We start from the raw sequence: 24,815 nt of genomic DNA on the forward strand, positions 1-24,815 counted from the left end.
CCCGGTCAGTCGGTCTCGATCGGCAGCTCCGGGTCGGTGGCCCATTCGCCCATCGAGGCGTCGTACAGCGTCAGGTCGTCGTAGCCTAGGCGATGCAGCACGAAGAGATCGAGGGTGGCGGAAATCCCGCCGCCGCAATAGGCGATCACCCGCTTGCCGCGGTCGACGCCCCGAGCGGCGAAGATGTCGCGCGCGGCGGCGAGCGTGATCAGCGTCTTGCGCTCCGGATCGACGAGGCTCGCCGCCGGCACGTTGACACTGCCGGGAATGCGGCCGGGCCGGCCGTAGCGGCTCGGCGTGCGGCCGCTGAAGAACTGCGGCCCCAGCGCATTGATGAGCGTGACATCGGCACGCCCGAGCGCCGCCAGCACCTGCCCGCGATCGACGAACAGGCCGTCGCGCGGCGCCGCCACGAATGTCGCCGGCGGATAGCCGCGCGCATGGCCGCTTTCCGTCGGCCGGCCGTCCGCGGTCCAGCGTTCGAACCCGCCATCCAGCACCGCCACCTCGTCGAAGCCGAGCGCGCGCAGCATCCACCACACCCGCGTCGCCCACATCATGCTGCCAATGCTGTAGAGTACGACCCGCGTGCCCGGGCCGACGCCGTGGCGACCGAACGCCGCTGCGAGCTGCGCCGTGGACGGCATCATGAAATGCAGCGCCGAATCGCGATCGGAAAACTCGCCCTGCAGGTCGAGAAAATCCGCGCCGGGGATGTGCGCCGCCTCGAAGCTGGCGCGGCCCGGCACGGTGACATAGGGCCCGGGATGCCCGTCCGGGGCCGGTTCGAGATAGGTGGTGCAGTCGAACACCCGCAGCTCCACCGCGCCGAGCGCCTCGGCGAGCTCCGCCGTGGTGATCACACCTCCCCGGTCGGTCATGTCCGGCGTCTCCTGTTCACCGCCCGCATCACGCCCGCTCGATCAGCCGAGCACCAGCTGGGTCTGCGTCACCAGCGCAACCAGCTTGCCGTCCGCGGTCGTGATCCGCGTCTGCCAGACCATGGTGCGCCGGCCGCGATGCACCGGCGTGCTCTCGCCCACCAGCCGCGTGCCCAGCGGCGCGCCGCCGATGAAATTGGTCTTGCTTTCGATCGTGGTGGTGCCCGCGCCTTCCTTGAGGTTGGCGATGGTGCCGATGGCGCCGAGGGTGTCGGCGAACGCCATCAGCGCGCCGCCATGAACCACGTCGGGGCGGGTGCAGAGGTCGGGCCGCACGTCCATATGCGCGACGATCCTGTCCGGCTCGGCGCTGACCAGATCGATGCCAAGCAGCGCCGCGAACGGCAGCGGTTGCGCCTTCAGTTGCTCCAGCAGGCTCACTGCATGTCTCCCCGATTGTCGTGACCGGCGTGTTTTTCGCTGCCCTCCGCGCAGCGCCCGGCGTCCGCGCATGGAGGCCGGCACAGTAACGCCAGACCGCGCGATTTGGGAAGGTCAGCGTTTTGCGTAACCGGCAGACCGGCCCGCGGTCAGTTGGTCAGGTGCGCGGTCTTTTGCAGCGCCAGCGCGAACATCTGCTGCATGGCGGTGTTGATGTCGCTGGCGTTGTCGGCCTGGAAGAAGAAGTTCGGCGACGCGCAGGCCTGCAGCGCCGGCATGATATTGCTGGCGAATGGCTGCACCATGTTGGTGTAGCGGCTGTCGCTGAGTGGATTGTAGTTGGTGTAGAGCACCGCGACCGTGACGCCCTTGTTCTTCAGGCTGGTGCAGGCGGCGGAGTTGAGATAGCCGCTGTAGGGGGTGCCATACCAGCTGCCATAGGGATTGCTCAGCGTATCGTAGTTGCCCGGCGTGAAATTGAAGGCCTGGTCCTCGACGCCGTCGGTCACCAGGAACACGAACTCGAACGGCGACGACTTGGTGCCATTGCCGGAGTTGGTGGTCACGACCTTGCGGCTGAGCCAGTCGATGGCGTCGCCGATCTGGGTACCGAGATCGGTGGTCGGCAGTTGGATCGCCGCATTCGCCGCCTGCACGGTGGCGAGGTTGGTGGTCAGCGGACTGACTGTGGTGACCGTATTGTCGAAGGTATAGAGGCCGATGCCGAACTGGTTCGGGATGGTCTGCTGATTCATCGCGGTGGAGATCAGCTGGGCGGTCGCGTTGCGCAGCGCGTCGATGCGCAGCTGGGTACCGGGCACGCTCGGCAGCGTGTAGCCGGGATAAGTGCCGTTGTAGGCGTTGGGCGAATGGCAGGCGAAGGCGCAGCCATTGTTGGCGTTCTGCATGGCGGTGATGTCCGACGGCATCGCCCCGATTCCCATCGACGGCGAGTCGTCGAGCAGCAGATAGAAGTTGGCATAGGCCGGCAGCGACGAGTTCGCGGTGGAGGTGCCGCCGACGGTGGTGAACGCAGAGCCGATCAGCCCGGGCACGAGGCTCGGGATCTTGGCCACGTAGCTCACGGTGGCGGTGAGCGATGCCGCCGCGCCGGTAGAGGCGGCGTTGTTCACCACGCTGACATTCAGCGTGGTGATGGTGACGCCGCTGACCTGGGCCGCCTGGGTATTGAACATGGCCTGGGCCTGGCTCTGGCCCGTGGTGCCGGAGTTGACATAGGTGAGCATCGCGACATTGGAGACGGCCTGCAGCGCCGCCGCGTCGGCGATGGCATTGAGCTTGGCGCGGGTGGCGATGATCATGGCGTACTGCAGCACGCCGAGCGTGGCGAGCGCCATCGGGATCAGCGCGATCGCAAAGGTCAGCGCGACGCCACCGCGGGTGTCGGCGGTCCAGCGCGACGCGCGACCCGACAATTTGTATGGCCATGACAACATGAACGGCCTGCCTTGCCCAAAATGAACTGACTTAAAAACCGCAATCCGACCGACAGCGGGCGGTAGTATGGGGAGGGTCAGCTAATAGAAGCTTACCGGATACGGCTGCATTCGCTCGGGAACCGGCAACGCCACCCACGAAGTTCGCCGCCGCGACGAGCGATATTGCTGAATGTGTCTGGAGATGACCGCCCGCGACAACGCACGGCGGTTACGGCGAGATACGCGAGATCGACGCGCTCTTGCGTGGCGCGACATAGAGGCTGTCGGACAGCGTCAGCGGCGTGCGGATGAAGAAGCCGGTGACCGGGGTGAAGGTGTAGCCGACCTGGCTGTAGATCAGCCACGAGTTGGGAACCGCGAGCGCGGCGGGCAGGCTGAACGACGCCCCCGGCGTCAGCGTGGTGCTCCAGCTCACGGTCGCCTTGCCGTTGGCGTCGATGGCGATCTGGGACACGCTCACCGTGGCCGGCGTGCTGGCATAGGGCGCCATCACCGCCGCCGTCGCCCCCATGATCTGCTGCATGTCGGAATCGTGGATGGTGGTGTACTGATTGGTGATCTCGGCCAGGGTCGCGGTGGCGTAGCGCGTCTTGGTGTAAATCGCCATCGCCGTTCCGGCGTCGTAGAACCCCAGCAGCGCCAGCAGCAGCAGCGGAACGATCATGGCGAACTCGACGCCGGCAACGCCGCGTGTCGAGCCCACAAAACGGCGAATCACGCGCACCGCTGTCATCTCAGTAGGGCTCCACGCGGAAGGCGGCCACCCCCATCATCAGGGCGGTGCCGTTGGACAGGTTCGGCAGGATCAGCTGGAACGGCCCACCGATCAGCGGCCACTGATACATCAGCCGCAGCACCACCACCTGCCCCTGCGTGCCCGGGCTGAACGCCCAGTTGTTGGTGACCTGCCCCTGGGCGTTGTAGGTCAATGTCGGGCTGCCGGTGTTGGCGCCGCTGAACGAAGTGTAGCTTTGCACGTCGACCATCAGCTGGCTGCAGTTGAACAGCGCCTGGACCGACGGACAGACCTGGTTGATGAACTGGGTCTGGGTCATGTTGCTGCTCTGCGCCTGTCCGGTCATGAGCAGGCGGCCGGACTGCATCGCCGCGGCCTGCAGCGTTTCCTGGGCGAAGAAGAAGATGCCGGTCTGCAGCACCGAGATCAGCAGCCCGATGAAGATCGGCGCGACGATCGCGAACTCGACCGCGGTCGCGCCGCGCTCGGTGCGCACGAAACGCGCGAGCCGCTGCCGGTGCGGACCGGGCGCGATACGCGCCCGCCGCCATGGCCATCCGCTAGAGCGCGCCATCTTTGCCCACGATCCTGTTCGCGGCCGGCTTCGCCGCCGCCGAGGGCGCCGCGGCCTGGCCGTTGCGGCCGAGGACCTGCGTATCGAGATCGTTCGCCTGCCGTGCCGTGTCGCCGAGCTGCAGCACCGGCTGGCACTGATCGGCGCAGCTGTAGGACATGCGCTCGGTGCCTCGCTGCACCACCGCGCCGCCGCCGCCGACCTGCGCCTCGACACGCACACGCGAATCCCGCAGCACCAAACCGGCGCCGTCGAGCACCATCATGTTGGTTTCACCGAACGCGGTGCCGGTCAGCACCGCGTGGCCGCCGTCGGGCAGCGGCAGCGCCCGCACCACCACCGGCGAGCCGAGAATGATCCGGCGCGCGCCTTTCGGCAATTCGACCAGCCGTGCTTCATTGAGCGCCACGGTCACGACCGGCCCGGTGTCGACAGCGCGCGCAGCACCGCTCGCCAGCGGCAAGGCCGCGGCGACGCCCAGTACAGCAACGCTTGTCCAACTCCACTGCGGTCCGAAACAAACCACGGCATGCCCCTGACGCGTCTGCGATCGCCCGACCATGCTACCGCCCGTTGGTAAGGGGACGGTAAAAGGCAGACGGACTGAACTAAGCAAAATCGCGCCAGATTCGACCGGATTTCGACAATTTCAATGCGCTCAGGTGTCAAGGAGGCATGATCGACGGCAATCGGCCGCGCCAGGGGGTGTCCTCCTCATCCAGGAACGCCCTCTGCATCCGTGCCGTTGCCGGCCAGCGCGCGGCTACCACGCTCCATGGCGCGACGTCGGCGGGCCGACCGTCCGTGGCGCAGCGGCCGGCGCGGCGTGTGCCCTCGCGCACAAAGGCCAGCCGATCGAGCACGCGGCACGAAGCGCGATCGGCCAGCAAGACCTGCGCCTCGACCCGCACGAGGCCGAGCGTCTCGAACGCCATGCGCAACAGCAGATGCGCCACGTGGCAGCCGATGCGCGGGTCGGCGGCGCCGGCCCACCAGGCCGGACCGAGCTGCGCATGGCGATGCCGCCAGTCGATCGCCATCAGCGATGCCCAGCCGCAGATGCCGCCGGTCGTGACATCGCACAACGCAAACGCGGCGATGTCGTCGCGGTCGTCCTGCGACACAGCGGCGAATTCAGCCTCGGCGTCGCTCGTCGCGATCCCGTCGAACGGCGGCAAGCGTTGCAGCGCGAGCCGATCCCGCAGCAGGGCCGCGGCCTCGGCGAGTGGACGCAGCGCGATGCGCATGGTGGCAGGAAGGTCGGAACGGATGGCGCGCGCGGAGATCGACATGGCCCATTGACGCATCATGCCATCATGCCGTCAAATGACTGAAATCGCGCTTTTCATGCAGAACGGGCATGCGACTGAATCCCCGCCATCTCGACCTGTTCCGCGACGTCGTGCGCCACAACGGCATCAGCCGCGCCGCAGAGGCGCTCGGCATCGGCCAGCCATTCGTCACGCGCGCCATCGCGCGGCTGGAAAGGGATGTCGGCTTTGCACTGTTCGCGCGCGGGCGCGGCGGCGTCAGCCTGACGCCGGAAGGCGAGATCTTCCTGCGCGAGGTCGAGCGCAGCCAGATCGGCCTCGACCAGCTCAGCCGCGCCGCCCGCGACATCCGCGAGCGCGGGCGCGGGCTGATCCGCATCGGCTGCCTGCCGTCGCTGACCTACTCGTTCCTGCCGCGGGTGCTGAAGGCGTTCGCGGCGCTCCGTCCCGATGTCACGATCTCGGTCGCGGTGCGCAGCCCGGAGACGATCTGGAGCTGGGTGGCCTCGCACCAGTGCGACCTCGGCCTCGCGCGCCCGAAGGCCGGCTTCAGCGGCGTCGTTGCGGAACCGTTTCTGTCATTGCAGGCGGTGTGTGCGGTGCCGCGCCGGCATCGCCTGGCGGCGAAGCGGTCGGTGACGCTGGCTGATCTCGCTGGCGAGGCCATGATCGCGGCGCCGCCCGGTGCGCCGCATCAGCCGCGCCTCGAGCGCCTGCTCGCAGACGCCGGGGTGCAGCCGCGCGTGGTGGCGGAAACGCAAAACAGCGTGCAGCGCTGCGCGCTGGTGGCTCAGGGGCTCGGCGTCTCGATCGTCGATCCGGTCGCGGCGCGGGAGTTCGCCAATCCACGCATCGCGCTGAAGCGCTTTACTCCGGCCATCGTCATCGAGACCATGTTGCTGTTTCCAGCCGGCCGGCCGCGCAACCTGCTCACCGAACAGCTCGCCACGCTGCTGCGTGCGGAAGCAGCAGTGGCCGCGCGCAACAGCCGCCCGCCGTCGTCCCCCTAGCGCAGCGCGATCAGTTCCATCAGCGCCGCGTTGGCCTCGACGAAGCCTTGCGGGCAGCCGTCGGCGGCGATCTGGAGCAGCCGCTGCGCTTCCTTGCGATCCCTGCGCAGCAGCGCCAGCTCGCCGCCATAGAAGTTCGCCTCACAGCCCTGCGCGAGCTTGGCCCGCGCATCGCCATCACCCGCCGCGGTCAGCGTCGCGGCGAGGCTTGCCTCGCCGAGATAATGGCGGATCAGCGGCGCCGGCCATACGGTCCTGTCGAGCGGTTTTGCGGTCTCGGGCAGATGGCCCGCACCGCCGTTGCGGCGCTCGGCGATCTCCAGCCACAGCGCCGCATAGGGATCGGCCGGGTTGATCTTGTTGGCCTTGCGAAAATCGGCCTCGGCGTCCGGCAGGTGGCCGCCGAGCACATAATAGGCGACGCCGCGGCTGAAATAGACCAGCGCATTGGCGGGATCGAGCCGCAGCGCGCGGCCGAAATCGTCGATGGCGACGGTGTTGTCGCCCCGCGCATAGGCGACGCAGCCGCGGTTGAAATAGGCCAGCGCGTTGTTGGGGTCGAGCTTGAGCGACTGGTTGAAGTCGTCGAGCGCACGGTCGAACTCGCCGCGGCCCTTGTAGAGCAGTCCGCGATTGTAATAGGCCGCGGCATAGCCGGCGTCGGCCCGGATCGCGGCATTGAAATCGGCGAGCGCGCCATCGAGATCGCCGCGGCTGCGATGGAGGCTGCCGCGCTCGGTCAAGGCCCAGGCGCTCTTCGGATCGCGGCGCACCGCTTCGTCGAAGTCCGCGGCGGCGCGCGGCGCATCGCCCTTGCCGAGATAGGCGTTGCCGCGGTTGAGATACGCCGCGGTCTGCGCCGGGTCGAGCCGGATCGCCTCGCTGCAGTCGGCGAGCGCGGCCTCGACGTCATGCTTGAGCCCGCGCCAGCCGCAGCGATTGCTGAGCGCCTGCGCCCGCGCCACGCCGCTCACGGCGCCATCGCCGAGCACGCGATCGCAGGCGGCGATGCTCTGGTCGGCCTTGCCGACATCGCCGGCGAGCTTGCACTGGTTGATGTCGCCGTCGCTCGCGGCGCGCCCCGGCCCCGTCAGCACGACCGCCATCGCCAGCCCGGCCAGCACTCCCACACCGCGCATGTCGTCTCCCCTCGCCCTGCCGCGTTCACCCGATGCGAGCGCCACCGTCGTCAGGACGCGCCGGCTCGCGCGCGGCATCTTGCGTCAGGGCCAGTGCGCCAGCCATCGACCGCAAGGACGATTCCATGACCGACAGCGCCCTTTGACCGCTCCGAGAGTGCCCTCGACTTGATCCGAAGCCGGCGCATCACCGCCGGCGGTTTTGTTGCAGCGCAACAGATGCCCCGGCATGGCGGCGCTGGCGCAAGCGCGCGGTTGATGGTTCAACAGGCGTGACGGGCGTTCACGCCCCCACTCCGCATGTCAGCAGCGAGCCGCAAGCCATGATGACACTCCGCCAGGTCGAGGTCGTCCGCGCCGTGATGGTGACGGGCACGATCGGCGGCGCCGCCAAGCTGCTCAACGTCTCGGCGCCCGGCATCAGCCGCCTGATCAAGTACACCGAGAAGTCCCTCGGCATCCGCTTCTTCCAGCGCCAGAACGGCCGCTACTTCCCGACCCCCGAGGCGCGCAGCATCTTCGAGCAGATCAACGGCGTCTACAAGAAGGTCGACGATCTCACCAGCACCATCTCGGCGATCGGCCGCGGCGGCCTCTCGGAGCTGCGCATCGGCTCGGTGCCGAGCATCTCGCAGGTGATGGTGCCGCGCGCCGTCGAACGCGTGCGGCGGCGTTATCCCGACCTGCACATGGACATCAACATCCTCAAGCTCGAGGAGGCGATCGACTACCTGCTGCTGGACAAGGGCGAGTGCGTGGCGATGAGCTACCGCCTGCCGCATCCCGGCCTCGAATTCCAGCCGCTGGCCTCCGGCGAGCTGTACTGCATCGTGCCGGAGAGCCATGTCCTCGCCGGCCGCGACGAAATCAGCGCCGCGGAGATGACGCGCTACCCGCTGATCGGCATCGACCCCAACGATCCCTACGGCCGCATCATGGCGGAGATGTTCGCCCGCAACAAACTGACCTACGACATCACCATCCGCGCCCGCTTCGGCACCACGGTGTGTGCGCTGGTCAAGGCCGGCCTCGGCATTGCAGTGATCGACCAGTTCACGGTGGCCCATGGCGGCGTGCCGGGCATCGCGCTGCTGCGCATCGCCGAGCCGACCAGGTTCGACACCTATGTCGCGGTGAAACGCGGCGTGCCGCTGTCGCTGCATGCCGAGAGCTTCATCGAGTATCTGCGCGCCGAGATGCGCGCGGTGGAGCCGACCCGCGACGCGCGCGGCCTGCCGCGGCCGCGGAGCAGGGCCGCCGGGCGGCGAAAATAACATGATGTTATGTTTGCTGGATAAATGGGTAATTGTGTTAGGTTTGGATTTGACTATCGTTGGCATGCCAATGCGGTGCGGCGCCTCGCAGGCGCCCCTGCCAGGCCTCACCCTGACAATGCTGGACCAAGCCTGTGCCTGATCATCCGCCCCTGACCGAGCTGCGCTTCCTGACCGGACTGATCGGCGCCCCGATCGCCCATTCCGCGTCGCCGGCGATGCACGAACGGGCGGCGCGGGCGCTCGGCGCGCACGGCCACTACCAGCTGATCGAGGTCGCCGGCGCCGACAGCGCCGGGCTGCGCGCCCTGCTCGACGGCGTGCGCCGGCTCGGCTTTGCCGGGGTCAACATCACCTTTCCCTACAAGGAGGCCGTGGTCGGCCTGCTCGACGCACTCGCCCCGACCGCCGCGGCGATGCAGGCGGTCAACACCGTGGTCGTGCGCGACGGCCGCCTGACCGGGCACAACACCGACACCACCGGCTTCGCCCGCGCCGCGCACGACCTCGTCGAGGCGTCGCAGAGCGGCCCGGTCGCGGTCATCGGCGCCGGCGGGGTCGGCAAGGCCATCGCCTTCGCCCTCGCCGCCCTGGGCGTCCGCGATATTCGCATCCATGACAGTGACGCGGCGAAGAGTCGCGCGCTCGCTGCCGCAGTGCCGTCGGGCGCCGCAACGGCGGTCGCCGGCCTCGCCGCCGCGCTCGACGGCGTGGCCGGCCTCGTCAACGCCACCCCGGTCGGCATGCTGCCGAACCGCGGCACGCCGGTGCCGGACGCGCTGCTGCACAGCGGCCTGTGGGTCGCCGACGCGGTGTACTCGCCGCTGTGGACGCCGCTGCTGACCGCGGCGAAGGCCCGCGGCGCGCAGGTGATGACCGGACGGGAGCTTGCGATCTACCAGGCGGCCGACGCCTTCGAGCTGTTCACCGGGCTCAAGCCATCGGCCGCTGAGATGGGAAAAGCTTTTGATGCCGTGATGGCAAAAAGATATGCAGCGTCGAACGCCGCATGACGGACGGGCCGACCAAGGCCCGCCGGTGGGGACGGAAAACCTTCAGAGAGAGGAGAACCAACGTGAAACCGATGATCCTGGCCGGCGCCATGCTCGCCGCGCTGTGCACGACCGCCGGCGCACAGACCATCAAGCTCGCTGACGTCGCCGAGCTGTCCGGCGGCGGCGCCACCGTCGGCACCAACTGGAAGAACGGCATCGATCTCGCGATCGAGGAGATCAACGCCAAGGGCGGCATCCTCGGCCGCAAGATCGAGGTCACCCACGCCGACTCGCAATCCAACCCGGGCATCGCCCGCGCCCAGGTGCAGAAGGCGCTCGACGCCGAGCCCTATGTGCTGCTGGGACCGGGCTACTCCGGCTCGGTCAAGGTCACCTCGCCGCTCGCGGCGGAAGCCGGCATCGCCCAGATCATGGGCGGCGAAGCCGCCGAGCTGACCCAGGGCGGCAACAAGTATCTGTTCCGCACCTCGTTCGGCCAGCAGTCGTCGATGCCCAAGGTCGCCAAGTACATGGCCGAGGAGCTGAAGGCGAAGTCGGTCGCCGTGGTGTGGGTCAACAACGATTTCGGCAAGGGCGGCCGCGACGTCATCCTCAAGGAATTCGCCAAGCGCGGCGTCAAGGTGGTCGCGGACCTGTCGACGGAAGCCGGCCAGGCCGACTTCGCCGCCGACGTCTCCAAGGTCAAGGCGGCCTCGCCCGACGCGGTGTTCGTCTATGTCAACGAGGAAGAGAGCGCGCGCATTCTCAAGGAGCTGAAGCGCCAGGGCGTCACCGTGCCGCTGATGGGCGAGACCACGCTGGTCGGCCAGAAGGTGGTGGAGCTCGCCGGTGAAGCCGCCAATGGCGCGCGCGGCCATGTCGGCCTGACCACCGACGCGCCAGTCGACCTCGTCAAGGCCTTCCGCGACAAGTTCGTCAAGAAGTACAACTATGTGCCTGACCACAACGGCGTCAAAGGGTACCTTGCGATCTACATGATCAAGGCGACCACCGAGAAGATGGGCAAGGTCGATGCCAAGGCGTTCGCCGACACCCTGCATGGCCTGACCATCAAGGCCGCAAGCGAACCCGGCATCCTGATGGACGTGACCTTCGATCAGAACGGCGACATCGACCGCCAGGGCTTCCTGGTCGAGATCGTCAACGGCAAGCAGGTGGTGAAGGAAGTGCTGCCGAAGCTGAACTGAGGCAGACTGAACGCCTCACTGTTTCCTCATGCTGAGGAGCGGCCTTCAGGCCGCGTCTCGAAGACTGAGGAAGCACCTGGGCCTCATGGTTCGAGACGGCGCTGCGCGCCTCCTCACCATGAGGAGCAGGATAGGTCACGGAGCAGGTAGCGCCCCGGGTGAGCGCAAGCGACACCCGGGGACCACACGACGCAAGGCTCCGGATATCGCTCCGCTCATCCGAACTACGCGGAGCAGCCATCTCCTCATCCTGAGGAGCCGCGCAAGCGGCATCTCGAAGGATGAGGCCGAGACACCACCAGTCCCATGGTTCATGGCCGCGCAGCGCGCGACTCACCACAGGGGACGAAGCGCGACGACGCACCATCAAGACCCGTGAAGAAGGCTTGTTGCGAAGCTGTGCTGCGACAACACATTGCGGAGGGGAATGATGTCCAATCTGCCTGATCTCTTGATTGCAGGCCTTGCCACCGGCGCGATCTATGCGCTGATCGCGGTCGGCTTCACGCTGCTGTGGCAGACGTCGCAGACCATCAATTTCGCTCAGGGCGAGTTCGTGATGCTGCCGGCGTTCCTGATGCTGGCCGCGATGCATGCCGGCGCGCCATTCTGGCTCGCCGTCGCGCTCGGCATTGTGCTGTCGCTGATCCTGCTCGGGCTCGGCTTCAAGCTATTGCTGGTCGATCCGATGCTGCGCCACGGCGTGCTGCCGCTGGCGATCGCCACCATGGCGCTGGCGATCGGCATGAAGGAGGCCGTCAAGCAGTTCTTCAGCGCCGAGGCATCGCCCTTTCCCTCGATCATTCCCGCCGGCGACATCAACGTCCTCGGCCACGTCATGTCGCTGCAGAGCGTCGGCGTGCTGGTGCTGGCGATCGTCGTGGTGTTCGGGCTGACCGCCCTGCTCAACCGCACCTCGATCGGCCACCAGATGCAGGCGACCGCGCAGAACCCGACGGTGGCGCGCATCATCGGCGTGCCGGTCGAGCGGATGATCCTGCTGACCTTTCTGATCAATGCCTTCCTGGTCGCGATCGCCTCGCTGCTGATCACCCCGATCTATCTCGCCAAGTTCTCGAGCGGCGAGGTGCTGGGCCAGGCGGCGTTCATCGCCGCCATTGTCGGCGGCTTCAACCAGGTGCGCGGCGCCATCGCCGGCGGCCTGCTTATCGGCGTCGTCGACAATCTCGCGGCCGCCTACATCTCGACCCAGTACCGCGCCGCCGTGCCGATGATCCTGCTGATCGTCATCATCCTGTTCCGTCCGCAGGGCCTCATGGGCCGCGCCGAGGAGCGCACCGTATGACCCGGCCGAACAAACTGCTGTCGCTCGCGCTCGGCGCCGTTGTCGTCGCCGCGCTGATCGTGGTGCCGATGCACTTCAACCGCTATGGCCTGTTCATCCTGAGCCAGTGGGCGGTGATGACCGTCGCCGCCATGGGGCTGAACCTGACGCTCGGCTACGCCGGGCAGGTGTCGCTGGCGCAGGGCGCCTTTGTCGGCATCGGTGCCTACGCCTCCGCGATCCTGACCACCCAGGGCGTGCCGCTGATCGGCGCGCTCGGCGTCGCCATCGTGCTGTGCTTCGTGGTCGGCTGGCTGCTCGGCTATCCGGCGCTGCGGGTGCAGCACCATTACCTCGCTTTCGTCACCCTCGCCTTCTCGACGCTGGCCTTCCTCTTCTTCCGCAACGAGGACTGGCTGACCAAGGGCATCTACGGCATCAGCAACATTCCGCGGCCGCACATCTTCGGTTACGCCACCACCAGGCCGCTGCCGTTCTACTATGTCTGTCTCGGCATGCTGGCGATCGTGACGTTCTGCGTGTGGTGGCTGATCCGCTCGCCCTGGGGCCGCGCCTTCATCGCGCTGCGCGAGAACCCGGTGCGGGCGCTGTCGCTGGGCATCGACACCCGCCGCTATACGCTGATGGCGTTCGCGATCGGCTCGGCGCTCGGCGGCGTCGCCGGGGCGCTGTACGCGCCACTGACGCAGTATGTCGATCCCGTGCCGTTCAACCTGTCGCTGTCGCTCGAGCTGCTGATGATGGTGATCGTCGGCGGCTCCGGATTCTTCTTCGGCCCGTTCCTCGGCGCCATGATCGCGGTGCTGCTGCCGGAGTGGCTGCGCTTCACCGAAGGCTACTACCTGATGCTGTACGCCGCCGCGGTGATCCTGCTGCTGATCTACTCGCCGACCGGCATCCTCGGCATCCTCGACCGCTATCTCACCGAACGCCGGACCAGGGCCGCCTCCGCACAGCGGGCGGCCAGCAAGGCCAAGCTGGAGACAGTGCCATGACCACCCCGGTGCTGCAGATCAGCAACATCAAGAAGCATTTTGGCGGCATCGCCGCCGTCGACGGCGTCTCCTTCGAGGTCAACGAGGGCGAGATCCTCGGCCTGATCGGCCCGAACGGCTGCGGCAAGTCCACACTGTTCAACTGCATCCTCGGCCAGCTGCTGCCGAGCGACGGTGAAGTGAAAATTGACGGTCGCGTCACCACCGGGATGCGCCCGTCCGACCTCAACCGGCTCGGCGTCAGCCGCACCTTCCAGCTGCTGCAGGTGTTCCCCAAACTCTCCGTCCGCGAGAACCTGATCCTCGCGGGCCAGGAGCACCAGGGCAGCATGGTGTCGCGGCTGTTCGGCCCGTCGGATGCCGGACTCGGCGCCGCCGCCGACCAGATGATCTCGTTCTTCAAGCTCGATCACCTTGCCACCGAGCCGGCCGGCGGACTGTCCTACGGCCAGCAGAAACTGCTCGACGCCGCCATGGCGTTCATGGGCGGGCCACGCCTCGTGCTGCTCGACGAGCCGGCCGGCGGCGTCAACCTGTCGATGCTCGCCGACCTCAAGGACCGCCTGAGCGCCATCAACCGCGAGAAGCGCGCCACCTTCGTCGTCATCGAGCACAACATGGAGTTCGTGATGTCGCTGTGCTCGCGCGTGGTGGTGATGGCCGAGGGCAAGGTGCTGGCGCAGGGCAAGCCCGAGGACGTCCGCTCCAATCCCGCCGTGATCGAAGCCTACCTGGGACACTGAGATGGCGATGATCCCCATGTTTCAGGCCTTCGTTCCGCGGCGCGCGGTCGCGCCGGGACGTCGGGCCATCATTCGTTCACATGCGCGTGCTGCTATCGGACTCATCAGGAGCATTCCATGAGTGACGCCATCCTCGAAGTGCAGGGCCTGGTCGGCGGCTACGGCAAGATGACCATCCTCAACGGCACCACCTTCAGCGTGCCGGCCGGTGCGATCACCACCGTGATCGGCCCGAACGGCGCCGGCAAGTCCACCGTGTTCAAGGCGATCTTCGGCCTGCTCAAGCTGCGCGAGGGCAAGATCGTGTTCAAGGGGCGGGACGTCACCGGCCGCAGCCAGCGCGACCTGCTCGCCGCCGGCATCTGCTACGTGCCGCAGGGGCGCAACATCTTCCCAGAGCTGTCGGTGCGCCATAACATCGAGCTCGGTGCGGTCGCCGCCGGCCGCGGCATCACCGACCTGCCGCGCCGCATCGAAGCTGCGCTCGACCGCTTTCCGGCGCTGCGCAAGAAAGCGACCCAGCAGGCCTCGACGCTCTCGGGCGGCGAGCAGAAGCAGCTGGAGATCGTGCGCGGGCTGCTGCTCGATCCGCAACTGGTGCTGATCGACGAGCCGTCGATCGGCCTGTCGCCCCTGATGGTGCAGGAGACTTTCGCCATTCTCAAAGAATTGCGCGACCGCGGCGTCTCGATCCTGATGATCGAGCAGAACGCGCGCTCGGCGCTGGAAATCTCCGACCTCGGCATCGTGCTCGAGCTCGGCCAGACCCGCCTCGTCGACAAGGCGGACAAGGTGTTGAACGACCCGCGGATCGGACAATTGTTCCTCGGCGGGGCGATGAGTGGAGCTGCGGCATGACTGGAGTGAAACGTCTTGGTCTTATCGGCGCCGGCCTGATCGGCCGCAAGCATGCCGAACTGATGCGGGCCAACCCGGACTGCCAGATCGCGGGCATCGCCGATCCGGCGCCGCAGGCGCGCGACCTCGCGACAACCCTCAACGTGCCCTGGTACGACGATTATCGCGTGCTGCTGGAGCGCGAACGCCCCGACGGCATGATCGTCGCATCCCCCAACACGCTGCATGTGCCGATGGCGCTGGACTGCCTGGAGCGCGGCGTGCCGGCCCTGGTCGAGAAGCCGATCGCCGAAACGGTCGCCGCCGCGCGCAAGATCGCCGAGGCGGTCGAACGCACCGGGGTCCCGGTACTGGTCGGCCATCACCGCCGCCACAACCCGATGATCAAGGCGGTGCGCGCCGCGGTCGCCGAGGGCCGGCTCGGCCGGCTCACCGCGGTGATCGGCCTGTGGCTGCTGAAGAAGCCGGACGACTATTTCAACGTCACCTGGCGCAAGGAGGACGGCGGCGGCCCGATCCTGATCAACCTGATCCACGACATCGACAACCTGCGTTTCATCTGCGGCGACATCATCGAGGTGCAGGCGCAGACCTCGAGCGCCGTGCGCGGCTTTGCGGTGGAGGATACCGCGGCGCTGCTGTTCCGCTTCGCGGGCGGCGCACTCGGCACCATCACGTTGTCGGACGTGACGCCGTCGCCCTGGAGCTGGGAGCTGGCGTCGGGCGAGAATCCGGCCTATCCGCCCAACCCCGACCAGCCCTGCTATATTCTCGCCGGCACCGAAGCCTCACTTACCGTGCCGACGCTCGACACCTGGGACTATGCGGGCAAGCCCGGCTGGTACGAGCCGCTGCAGCGCACGACGCTGCCCGCCGCCGTCGCCGACCCGCTGGTCGAGCAGTTGCGCCATTTCCTCGCGGTGATCGACCGCACCGAAACGCCGTTGGTGTCGGCCGCCGATGCGCTGGCCACCCTCGCCGTGGTCGAGGCCGTCAAGGACGCAGCCCGCACCGGCGCCCGCGTCACGCCGCAAAAATAAGGCAGAAGGAGCCGACCCCATGAGCCAGCGTTCGATCGCAACCGTGTCGCTGAGCGGCGCGCTGGACGAGAAGCTGCGGGCGATCGCCGCCGCCGGCTTCGACGCCGTGGAGATTTTCGAGAACGATTTCCTGTCGTTCAACGGCGGTCCGCGCGACGTCGGCGCGATGTGCCGCGACCTCGGCCTGGCGATTTGCGCGTTCCAGCCGCTGCGCGATTTCGAAGGCATGCCGGAGCCACAGCGGTCCCGCAACTTCAGCCGCATCGCGCGCAAGTTCGACCTGATGCAGGAGCTCGGCACGGATCTGCTGCTGATCTGCAGCAACGTCTCGCCGGCGTCGCTCGGCGGCATCGACCGTGCCGCCGCCGACTTCCATGAGCTCGGCGAGCGCGCCGCGACGCGCGGCCTGCGCGTCGGCTTCGAGGCGCTGGCCTGGGGCCGCCACATCAACGACTATCGCGACGCCTGGGAGGTGGTGCGCCGCGCCGACCACCGCGCCATCGGCCTCGTGCTCGACAGCTTCCATGCGCTGGCGCCAGCATTGCCTGTCGGTCCCATCGCCTCGATCCCCGGCGACCGCATTTTCCTGGTGCAGCTCGCGGATGCGCCGCAACTCGATCTCGACGTGCTGTCGTGGAGCCGGCATTTCCGCTGCTTCCCCGGCCAGGGCAACCTGCCGGTGGCCGACTTCATGACCGCCGTGGCCGCGACCGGCTACAAGGGCCCGCTGTCGCTGGAGATCTTCAACGACCAGTTCCGCGCCGGTTCGGCTGCGCGCGTCGCGGTCGACGGCCTGCGCTCGCTGATCCTGCTCGACGAGCAAGTGGCCCACGCCGCGACGCCGCCGGCGCCGGCCGCGATGCCGCCCCGCGAGGCGAGCCGCGGCGTCGGCTTCATCGAGTTCGCGGTCAACGAGGACAAGGCCGAAGACCTCGCCGTGCTGCTCGGCCAGCTCGGCTTCCGCCAGACCGGCCAGCACCGCAGCAAGGCGGTGCAGCGCTGGACGCAAGGCGCGATCGACCTCGTGGTCAACTGCGAGGCCCATGGCTTCGCTCATTCGCACTACGTCACCCATGGCGCCGGCGTCTGCGCCATCGCGCTCGAGGTCGACCACGTCGACGCCACCATGGCGCGCGCCGAAGCGCTGCATGCCAAGACCTTCTACCAGCCGGTCGGACCGGGCGAACTGGAAATCCCGGCCGTCCACGGCGTCGGCGGCAGCCTGATGTATTTCCTCAAGCCCGACGCCCAGAACTGGGGCCGCGATTTTTCCCCGACAGGACCGGAAACCTCGAACGCCGACCGTCTCGGTGCGGTCGACCACATCTCGCAGTCGATGCCCTATGAGGACATGCTGTCGTGGCTGTTGTTCTACACCGGCATGCTGGACCTCACGCGCGGACCGCAGGTCGACGTCGCCGATCCGGCGGGCCTGGTACAGAGCCAGACCATCAGCAACGCCGACGGCAGCCTGCGGCTGATCATCAACGGCACCGCCGCCAACCGCACGCTGTCGGCGCGCTTCCTGTCGGAGTTCTTCGGCTCGGGCGTGCAGCACATCGCGTTTGCCTGCGACGACATCTTCGCCACCGTCGCCGAGATGCGGGCGCGCGGCGCCGGTTTCCTGAAAATCCCCGACAACTACTACGACGACATCGAGAGCAAGTATGACCTCGATGCCGCCACCATGGCGAAGCTGCGCGAGAACCAGATCCTGTACGACCGCGAGGGCGACGGCGAGTTCTTCCAGATCTACACCCACGCTTTCGACGACCGCTTCTTCTTCGAGATCGTGCAGCGACGCGACTATCACGGCTTCGGCGCCGCCAACGCCGCCATCCGCCTCGCCGCCCAGGCCCGCGAGGCGCCGCCGATCGGCATGCCGAGGATCTGAGCATTGCTCCTCGTCCCGAGGAGCGGCTGCGTAGCGAGATCGCTACAGCAGCATGACGCCGGCTGCGGCCGCATCTCGAAGGATGGCGCGCCTCCTCACCATGAGGGGTGAGACTAGGTGCGCGTCGGCAACAGCCGCTTCGCCGGTTGCAGCCATGATGCCAGCCACCGCCGCCCCGGCATCTCGACGAACGTATAGCTCAGCCACGCCAGCAGCCAGATCACGGCGAGCGCCCCCGTGACACAGGCCGCGTAAGCGAGCGGCGTCGAGCCAAGCGCCCGCGCCGCCTCGACAGCAAAGCTCAGCAGCAGTTGATGCAACAGGTAGATGGAATAGGAAATCAGCCCGATGTGGTAGACGAGGCGATTGCCGTACAGCGCCTGCGCGAGGCGGCCATCGCGCGACAGCAGCGCCACGAACGGAATGAACAGCAGGTAGATCGGCAGGTCGTGATGGACGAGGATGCCGACGCCGACGATCGTCAGCGTCAGCACCGCGACCAGTCCATCCTGCATGGCCATCGACAAACCATCGAGGTAATGGGCGATACGGAAGATGCCGAGGCCGATGGCGAAGCCGGCCACCGCGCGCAGCAGCGGCAGCATGGAATCGCCATTGGTGACATCGAGCGGCCCGGCCGAGCCGAGCCCGCTCATGGCGATGCCGACGACGGCGGCGAGCGCGAGGGCACACCCCACGACGCTCAGCAGCGGTCCGCGGCGGATGATGACGACCAGCAACAACGGCAACAGCAGGTAGGAGCCGAGCTCGGCGCTCGCGGCCCAGGACACGCCAACGATCGGCTGCACATGCAGGCCCCAGCCGGTGAGCATCAGCAGATTGCCCACCCAGTCCCAGGGACGGAAGTACGCCAGGGTGTCGCGCGACAGCCCGAGCAGGATCTTGATGGGGTAAAGCGCTGCAATGACGAGATAGGCCGGATACAGCCGAGCCACGCGCTTGACAAGGAAATCGGCGTAGTGACGCCAGGGTGAGGCCACGAAGGCGTCGCGATAGACATAGGCCATCACGTAGCCGCTCAGCATGAAGAACAGGTCGACCGCGAGATAGCCGTGCGGCACGCGGTAGTAGGGCGCGGTGCCCGGACCGAGCAGCGGCACATTGCCGAAGTGATAGAGCACGATCAGCACCGCGGCGACCCCGCGCACACCGGTCAGCGATCGGATATCCGCGGGCATTCACACTCCATTCCGCGACGGGCCTGTTGCTATCCCATCATGCCTGACCTTGAAGACATAGAGACGTCGGCGCCGAACGCCGAGGACGTGGAGATGCACTGTGCTCCGCACCACCGCAAGGCCCGCCGCCGCATGTCACCACGGCGCTAGCTGCGCCCCTTGACGCGGAAGATCACCGGCACCGTGAAGCTGAGCGTCTCGTCGGCGATCAGCGGCGGAGGCGCCGGCACCGGATCGGACCGCTTGAGCATCATCAGCGCGGCCTGGTCGAAGGCCGGATCGCCCGAGCTCTTCACGACACTGCTGGACAGGATGTGGCCGGTGCGGTCGAGATCGAAGGCGACCACGATTTCAGCGGTCTTGCTGTCACGGTCTGCGGGATACTTCTTGTGACGGTCGAGATGGGCGACGAGCTGCTTCTGCCAGGTGGTGCGCACGCGCTGCTTGGCGTCGCCGATGCCCTGCGCCACCGTGGTCGACTGCTCGGACTCCTTGGCGGTCTCCGAGGTCGGCATCGCGGTCGCTTCCGTCGCCTCGGCCTCGGGGGACGGCACGGTCTTCGCGACCGGCGTTTCCGGATTGTCCTCGGCGGTCTTCCTGGCGCTGTCCGGCGACACCACGCGATCGGGATCCTCCGACTCCATCGGGGTATCCCTGGGCAGGTCGCTCTGCTTCTCGACCGCCTTCTGCTCGGGCTGGGCCGGCGAGGCGGCATTGGCTTCGCTTTCCGGCCCCGGCGGCGCATCGGTTTGTTCGGCGCGCGGCGCCGCAAGCTCCAGCCCGATCTCGAGGCCCGGCGCACCGAGCTGGGCGTCGGCCTCCGCCGGCGTGCGATCGATGATGGCGAACGCGACGCCGCCGAGATGCAGCCCGAGCGCGATCGCCGCCGCGATCATCCAGAGGCGGCGGGACGGCTGGTGCGGCAGGTCGTGGTCGAGAAGCACCGACATCGTCGCGACCTTCAGTCCCCTACGGCTTCGGCGCGGCAGCCGGCGCATCCGCCGCCGGCTGCGGCACGCCCTCCGGCACGCCTTCGAGCGCCACCAGCGCCACCTTGAGGTAGCCGCCGCCGCGCAGCACCTCCAGCACGTCCATCATGCCGCCATAAGGCACGGCGCGGTCGGCGCGCAGGAAGATGCGGCGGTCCTTGCCGCCGGCGCCATCGAGCGTCTTGACGAGATCGACACGCCGCACCGGCGTCTCGCCGACCACCACCGCGAGGTCGGACTTGATGGTGACATAGGTCGGCTTGTCCGGCTTCTTCTGCGGCTGCGCCGTCGACGACGGCAGGTCGACCGGCACGTCCACGGTGGACAGCGGCGCCGCCACCATGAAGATGATCAGCAGAACAAGGATGACGTCGATGAACGGCGTGACGTTGATCTCATGGGTCTCGCCGAAATCGTCGCCGTCGTCGACATCGCTGAAGGTCACGCCCATGCCGCGTCTCCGTCATTCCGCGGCGGCGCGCGTCGGCGCACCGCCATGGGCGCGGTCGAGATCGCGCGACAACAGCCGCCCGGCGGCGCCAGAGGCACGGCTGACCAGCTCCAGGTAGCCCTTCGTGACGCGGGCGAAGTGATTGTAGATGATCACCGCCGGAATGGCCGCGACAAGGCCGATGGCGGTGGCGAGCAGCGCCTCGGCGATGCCGGGCGCGACCACCGCGAGGTTGGTGGTCTGCGCCTTCGAGATGCCGATGAAGCTGTTCATGATGCCCCACACCGTGCCGAACAGGCCGACGAACGGCGAGGTCGCGCCGATGGTGGCGAGCAGGCCCATGCCGAGCCGCATGCGGCGGGCCTCGGCGCGGGTGATCTCGGCAAAGCTCGACGCCGCGCGTTCCTTGATGCCGCTGTCGCTGGAGATGCCGGCCGACAGCCGCGCCTCCTTGAGCGCGGTGGCAAGAAAGCTCGAGAGAATGCTGGGCGCCGCTCCCAGCGCGACACGCGCCTCGGCGATCGAGCGCGATTCGGCGACCGCCGCGAGCGCGCCGTTGAGACGGCGCTGGGCGAGGAACAGCTCGATGAACTTGGCGATCGCGACGGTCCAGGTCACCAGCGAGGCGAAGGCGAGGCCGACCATCACCGCCTTCACGATAATGTCAGCCGACATGAACATCGACCACGGCGACAGCTCGTGCGGGACCTGGAGGCCGCCGCGCGACGAACGGCCGCTGCCGTCCGTGACGCCGAGCGCGGCCGGGGCCGGCGCGGACGTCGCGCCTGTCGCCGCAGGCACCGGCGCTTCCACGACGGCCGTCGCCGCGGCCGGAGGCGACGTGCCCGCGGCGGGCTGCTGCGCGGCCACCGGCACGGCCCAGAGCAGGGCGGCGGCGAAGGCAACGGCGACAACGGCAGGGAACGATGGCTTGCTCATACTTCGGCCCAGATGCGGATCAGGTTGTGATAGATGCCGGTCAATTTGACCGTTTCGGGGTCATCGCGCCCCAGTCGCTCGACCAGCGCCTGGATTGCGGTGTCGAGATCGAAGATCAGGCTGCGAGCGTGGGCATCGCGTACCATGCTCTGCAGCCAGAAGAAAGACGCGACGCGGGTCCCCCGGGTGACCGGCGTCACCATATGTAGGCTCGACGCCGGATAGAGCACCAGATGTCCGGCCGGCAGCTTGATCTCATGCGAACCGTAGAGGTCTTCTATGACCAGTTCGCCGCCGTCATAGTCTTCGGGTTCCGACAGGAACAGCGTCACCGACAGATCGGTGCGAATGCGCAGGCCGGTGAGCCGATCGCCGCGCACGGCATTGTCGACATGAATGCCGAAATGGTGGCCGTCGGAGGCCGCGTAACGATTGAACAGCGGCGGGAAGATGTGCAGCGGGATCGCCGCCGAGATGAACAGCGGGCTCGCGGTCAGCGCGCTCAGCACGCGCTGGCCGAGCGCGCGTGCCAGCTCGCTGTCGGGCGGCAGCTGCTCATTGCTCTTGACCATCGCCGACTGCGCCCCGGCGGTGGAGCGGCCGTCCTCCCAGTGCGCGGCATCCATGATGCGGCGGAAGTCGGCGACCTCGGCCTTGCTCAGCACGTCGGGAACACAGATCAGCATCGCACTCCTCAATGGCCGAAGCCCGGCTCCGGAGAGGCCCGGGCCGGACTGGCCGTCATCGTCAGCTTGCGGCGGCGGGCGGCAGCGGCCGCACCGGCCGCTCAGAACTTGGCGTTCAGCACCAGACCAGCGACGCGCCCCGGCGCGACGAACACGAACGGCGTCGCGCTCTGATAGAAGCCGTCGTAGTAGAGCTTGTTGAAGATGTTGTTCACGAAGATCTTCGCCGTCAGGTTCGCCGTCACCTTCTTCTCGACGAAGGCGTCGAACCGCCAATAGCTCGGCAGCTGCGTGCCCGCATTGGCCGCTAGCAGCGAACCGCCATAGATCTTCGAGCGATAAGTCGCCTGGCCGCCGACCTCCCAGCCGTCATCGAACTGGTACTTGGTCAGGATGTTGAACGACTGGTGCGCGATGTTGGCGAGCTGCAATCCGACGTTGGTGGTGTAACCGGACGCCGCGGAGGGCGCCACATTCGACGCCGTGACCTTCGACTGCATCAGCACGAGGCCGCCGAAGATGCTCCAGCGGTCGGTGATCTTGCCCGCCGCCTCGAGGTCGATGCCCTGGATGCGATAGGCCGCACCGGCCACGATGGTGTTCGGCGTGCCGTTGATCGTGCCGGATTCACGGGCATTGGTCTTCTCGGTCTGGAACAGCGCGCCGGTCAGCAGCAGACGCCTGTCGAACAGCTCCCACTTGGTGCCGACCTCGACGGCCTTGTTCTTCTCGGGACCGAAGATCTGGCGGGCGATCTGCGACGGGTTGAGGCTGATGCCGCCATAGTTGGTCGCCGTGCCGTCGAGCTCCGCGCCGACGGGATTCGCCGATGTCGCATACGCCGCATAGACGCTGGCGAACGGCAGCGGCTTCACGACAATGCCGGCATTGTAGTTGACGATACCGTTGTCGAGCGGCACCGCGCTGACGGTGTTGTTGCGCGCCGTGATGGCATAGTCGTCGTAGCGAACGCCACCGTTGAGAATGATGAAGTCACGGTAGTTGGCGGTGTCGATCGCGTAGACGCTGCGGGTGTCGACGGTCACGATCGACGGATTGCCGCTGACGGCCGCGGCACCGCTGAACGGCAGGTAGGTGTAGCCGGGATTGAAGATCGATGCGCCCGACAGGCTGCCCGAGCCGTTGAACACGCTGCCGTCGGTCGGAACGGTTTCCGACGCGAGGCCCGTGTAGGTATCGATCGAGACGCGCTCGCGGGAGAACTCGGCGCCCGTCACCGCGGTGTGCTTCCAGGGACCGGTGTCGAACTTGAACGTCGCATCGCTCTGGTTGGCGAGCGTCGTCGCCTCCTGATAGCGGCTCTGCGGGTTGGCCGTGAACGTCCACAGCAGCGGATTGGGATTGGCGGTCTTCGGGCTCTCCGGAATGGTGCCGATATAGTTCAGCACCGAACGCTCGGCCCGGAAGGCGCTGTGGAGCGTCACATTGTCGTTGACCTTGACCTCGCCGCTGATGGTGCCGATGTCCTGGATGGCTTTCTGGAAATCGCGATAGACGAAGCCATAGTAGGTGTTGCGCGGCACGCCGAATTCGGTCACCGGAGCGTTGCCGCCGGCATCGTGCCGATAGGGCACGCCGAAGTCCGGCAGCGAGCTGAGGTCGGTGTGCACATAGCTGCCGGTGATCTTCACGTTGTCGGTCGGCGTCCACTTGGTGGCGACAAATGCGCCCCAGCGGTTGTCGGTGGTGAGCGAACGGCCGGCGACGCCGGCATCCTGGAACAGGCCGCCGGCGCGCACCGACAGCGTCGGATTGATGACCTGGTTGACGTCGAGCGTCAGGCGCTTGCCAGAGTCGGTCGTGAACGCGCTTTCAGCATTGTAGAAATTGCGGTCGCCCGCCTGCTTGGTGACGACGTTGATGGCGCCGCCGGCGGTGCCGCGGCCGGCATAGGACGACGCCGGGCCGCGCAGGATCTCGACCTGCTCGGTGAAGAAGTTTTCGCGGATGCTGACCGCCGGATCGCGGATGCCGTCGACGAAGATGTCGTTGCGGGCGTCGAAACCGCGGATGAAGAAGCGATCGCCGAAGGCATTGCCGCCCTCGCCGGTGCCGAGGGTGACGCCGGCGGTCGAGCGGCCGATCTCCTTCAGCGAGGTCGCGTTCTTGTCCTCGAGCAGCTCCTTGGTGAGGACGGTGATGGTCTTCGGCGTGTTGATCAGCGGCTCGGTGAACTTGCTGGAGGCGACACGGGTGGCGAGGTACGGCGACGCGGCATTGGCGTAGGGATTGGCGTCGGGCGGCGCCAGACCGCCGGCATTCGGGAACGGCACCGGCGCGGCCGCGGCCTGCTGTTGCTGCTGGCGCGCGGCGCGGCGTAGCGCGTTGCGCGCACGGACCTGGTCGGCCGTGGGCCGCGACACCGGACGCGGCCGCGCCACCGGCGCGTCGACCGTCACCGCGGGAAGCTGCGACTGCTGCGCCTCGGCACCGGTGATCGAAGCCACCGCGATCAGGCCGGCGACCGCGCCGATCTTGCCGACCGCGACGGACTCCTCGCCCGTGCCCCCGACGACGATGTTCGCGCGCAGCGAGCGCGGCGCCTTCACACTGCTCATTTCGACTTGCCCCCAAGATGGTTCGCGACGGCCGCGCAGGCCGTGCGACCAAATAACTCAGGAGTGTCTGATAGCAGCGCGCGACTTCGGGGCAACCCGAATCGATCCAATCAGCGCGTCGAGGTGTTTGAATCGCTCCAGATCAAA

Annotated in this window: 24 protein-coding genes; 10 read left to right on the plus strand and 14 right to left on the minus strand. The window is 67.5% G+C overall.

Annotation, left to right across the window (positions count from 1 at the left end; genetic code table 11):
* Positions 1 to 5 precede the first annotated feature (5 nt).
* The 7 genes from AB4Z37_RS28690 to AB4Z37_RS28720 all read right to left on the minus strand — a co-directional run bounded on the left by AB4Z37_RS28690 (position 6) and on the right by AB4Z37_RS28720 (position 5,402).
* Positions 6 to 881, minus strand: a complete 876-nt coding sequence (locus AB4Z37_RS28690) for a sulfurtransferase (protein WP_441520122.1) — start codon at positions 879 to 881, stop codon at positions 6 to 8.
* Positions 882 to 923: 42 nt separating this feature from the next.
* Positions 924 to 1,322, minus strand: coding sequence for a PaaI family thioesterase (locus AB4Z37_RS28695; RefSeq protein WP_441520123.1), 399 nt, complete (start codon positions 1,320 to 1,322; stop codon positions 924 to 926).
* A 149-nt stretch (positions 1,323 to 1,471) separates the two neighbouring features.
* Positions 1,472 to 2,779 (minus strand): pilus assembly protein TadG-related protein, encoded by a 1,308-nt coding sequence (locus tag AB4Z37_RS28700; RefSeq protein WP_441520124.1) that lies wholly within the window; start codon positions 2,777 to 2,779, stop codon positions 1,472 to 1,474.
* Positions 2,780 to 2,990: 211 nt separating this feature from the next.
* Positions 2,991 to 3,515, minus strand: a complete 525-nt coding sequence (locus AB4Z37_RS28705; RefSeq protein WP_441520125.1) for a hypothetical protein — start codon at positions 3,513 to 3,515, stop codon at positions 2,991 to 2,993.
* A gap of 1 nt (position 3,516) precedes the next feature.
* Positions 3,517 to 4,092 (minus strand): TadE/TadG family type IV pilus assembly protein, encoded by a 576-nt coding sequence (locus AB4Z37_RS28710; protein ID WP_441520126.1) that lies wholly within the window; start codon positions 4,090 to 4,092, stop codon positions 3,517 to 3,519.
* Entirely contained in the window at positions 4,079 to 4,618 is a 540-nt protein-coding gene (locus tag AB4Z37_RS28715) for a pilus assembly protein N-terminal domain-containing protein (protein ID WP_441520127.1), read from the minus strand. Before AB4Z37_RS28715 ends, AB4Z37_RS28710 begins: the two co-directional genes overlap by 14 nt.
* Positions 4,619 to 4,757: 139 nt before the next feature.
* Positions 4,758 to 5,402, minus strand: coding sequence for a GNAT family N-acetyltransferase (locus AB4Z37_RS28720; protein WP_441520128.1), 645 nt, complete (start codon positions 5,400 to 5,402; stop codon positions 4,758 to 4,760).
* A gap of 50 nt (positions 5,403 to 5,452) precedes the next feature.
* Here AB4Z37_RS28720 and AB4Z37_RS28725 point away from each other — a divergent pair, with 50 nt between their 5' ends.
* Positions 5,453 to 6,373, plus strand: coding sequence for a LysR family transcriptional regulator (locus AB4Z37_RS28725; protein WP_441520129.1), 921 nt, complete (start codon positions 5,453 to 5,455; stop codon positions 6,371 to 6,373).
* Here AB4Z37_RS28725 and AB4Z37_RS28730 read toward each other — a convergent pair.
* Positions 6,370 to 7,512: a tetratricopeptide repeat protein gene (locus AB4Z37_RS28730; RefSeq protein ID WP_441520130.1), complete on the minus strand. Its 1,143-nt coding sequence runs from the start codon at positions 7,510 to 7,512 to the stop codon at positions 6,370 to 6,372. The genes AB4Z37_RS28725 and AB4Z37_RS28730 overlap by 4 nt on opposite strands.
* A 323-nt stretch (positions 7,513 to 7,835) precedes the next feature.
* Between AB4Z37_RS28730 and AB4Z37_RS28735 the strand changes: the two genes are divergently transcribed.
* The 9 genes from AB4Z37_RS28735 (at position 7,836) to AB4Z37_RS28775 (ending at position 17,825) form a co-directional block, all read left to right on the plus strand.
* Complete coding sequence (locus AB4Z37_RS28735) at positions 7,836 to 8,786, plus strand: LysR family transcriptional regulator (RefSeq protein ID WP_441520131.1); 951 nt, start codon at positions 7,836 to 7,838, stop codon at positions 8,784 to 8,786.
* A 134-nt stretch (positions 8,787 to 8,920) separates the two neighbouring features.
* Entirely contained in the window at positions 8,921 to 9,799 is an 879-nt protein-coding gene (locus AB4Z37_RS28740; RefSeq protein ID WP_441520132.1) for a shikimate dehydrogenase, read from the plus strand.
* Positions 9,800 to 9,861: 62 nt separating this feature from the next.
* Entirely contained in the window at positions 9,862 to 10,989 is a 1,128-nt protein-coding gene (locus tag AB4Z37_RS28745) for an ABC transporter substrate-binding protein (RefSeq protein ID WP_441520133.1), read from the plus strand.
* A gap of 430 nt (positions 10,990 to 11,419) precedes the next feature.
* Positions 11,420 to 12,295, plus strand: coding sequence for a branched-chain amino acid ABC transporter permease (locus AB4Z37_RS28750; protein WP_441520134.1), 876 nt, complete (start codon positions 11,420 to 11,422; stop codon positions 12,293 to 12,295).
* A complete protein-coding gene (locus tag AB4Z37_RS28755; protein ID WP_441520135.1) occupies positions 12,292 to 13,290 on the plus strand; it encodes a branched-chain amino acid ABC transporter permease in 999 nt (332 codons plus the stop codon). The genes AB4Z37_RS28750 and AB4Z37_RS28755 overlap by 4 nt, the downstream gene beginning before the upstream one ends.
* Positions 13,287 to 14,033, plus strand: coding sequence for an ABC transporter ATP-binding protein (locus AB4Z37_RS28760; RefSeq protein WP_441520136.1), 747 nt, complete (start codon positions 13,287 to 13,289; stop codon positions 14,031 to 14,033). Before AB4Z37_RS28755 ends, AB4Z37_RS28760 begins: the two co-directional genes overlap by 4 nt.
* A gap of 117 nt (positions 14,034 to 14,150) precedes the next feature.
* A complete protein-coding gene (locus tag AB4Z37_RS28765) occupies positions 14,151 to 14,891 on the plus strand; it encodes an ABC transporter ATP-binding protein (protein ID WP_441520137.1) in 741 nt (246 codons plus the stop codon).
* Positions 14,888 to 15,931, plus strand: coding sequence for a Gfo/Idh/MocA family protein (locus AB4Z37_RS28770; protein WP_441520138.1), 1,044 nt, complete (start codon positions 14,888 to 14,890; stop codon positions 15,929 to 15,931). Before AB4Z37_RS28765 ends, AB4Z37_RS28770 begins: the two co-directional genes overlap by 4 nt.
* A 19-nt stretch (positions 15,932 to 15,950) precedes the next feature.
* The gene (locus tag AB4Z37_RS28775) at positions 15,951 to 17,825 is read left to right on the plus strand and encodes a bifunctional sugar phosphate isomerase/epimerase/4-hydroxyphenylpyruvate dioxygenase family protein (RefSeq protein ID WP_441520139.1); all 1,875 of its coding nucleotides are present in this window, start codon (positions 15,951 to 15,953) and stop codon (positions 17,823 to 17,825) included.
* Between the two features lie 113 nt (positions 17,826 to 17,938).
* Here the strand turns inward: AB4Z37_RS28775 and AB4Z37_RS28780 are convergent, their stop codons facing one another.
* From AB4Z37_RS28780 to AB4Z37_RS28805, 6 genes are all read right to left on the minus strand, one after another.
* On the minus strand, positions 17,939 to 19,024 hold the full coding sequence (locus AB4Z37_RS28780) for an acyltransferase family protein (protein WP_441520140.1): 1,086 nt from the start codon (positions 19,022 to 19,024) through the stop codon (positions 17,939 to 17,941).
* Positions 19,025 to 19,170: 146 nt separating this feature from the next.
* Positions 19,171 to 19,974, minus strand: coding sequence for a TonB family protein (locus AB4Z37_RS28785; protein WP_441520141.1), 804 nt, complete (start codon positions 19,972 to 19,974; stop codon positions 19,171 to 19,173).
* A gap of 19 nt (positions 19,975 to 19,993) precedes the next feature.
* Positions 19,994 to 20,464, minus strand: coding sequence for a TonB system transport protein ExbD (gene exbD, locus AB4Z37_RS28790; protein ID WP_441520142.1), 471 nt, complete (start codon positions 20,462 to 20,464; stop codon positions 19,994 to 19,996).
* A 12-nt stretch (positions 20,465 to 20,476) separates the two neighbouring features.
* A complete protein-coding gene (exbB, locus tag AB4Z37_RS28795) occupies positions 20,477 to 21,403 on the minus strand; it encodes a tonB-system energizer ExbB (protein WP_441520143.1) in 927 nt (308 codons plus the stop codon).
* The gene (locus AB4Z37_RS28800; protein WP_441520144.1) at positions 21,400 to 22,089 is read right to left on the minus strand and encodes a Fe2+-dependent dioxygenase; all 690 of its coding nucleotides are present in this window, start codon (positions 22,087 to 22,089) and stop codon (positions 21,400 to 21,402) included. The genes exbB and AB4Z37_RS28800 overlap by 4 nt, the downstream gene beginning before the upstream one ends.
* Positions 22,090 to 22,190: 101 nt before the next feature.
* On the minus strand, positions 22,191 to 24,668 hold the full coding sequence (locus AB4Z37_RS28805; RefSeq protein WP_441520145.1) for a TonB-dependent receptor: 2,478 nt from the start codon (positions 24,666 to 24,668) through the stop codon (positions 22,191 to 22,193).
* Between the last annotated feature and the right edge of the window lie 147 nt (positions 24,669 to 24,815).

Origin of the sequence: Bradyrhizobium sp. 2TAF24 (assembly GCF_052115025.1) — a bacterium.
GTDB lineage: Bacteria > Pseudomonadota > Alphaproteobacteria > Rhizobiales > Xanthobacteraceae > Bradyrhizobium_A.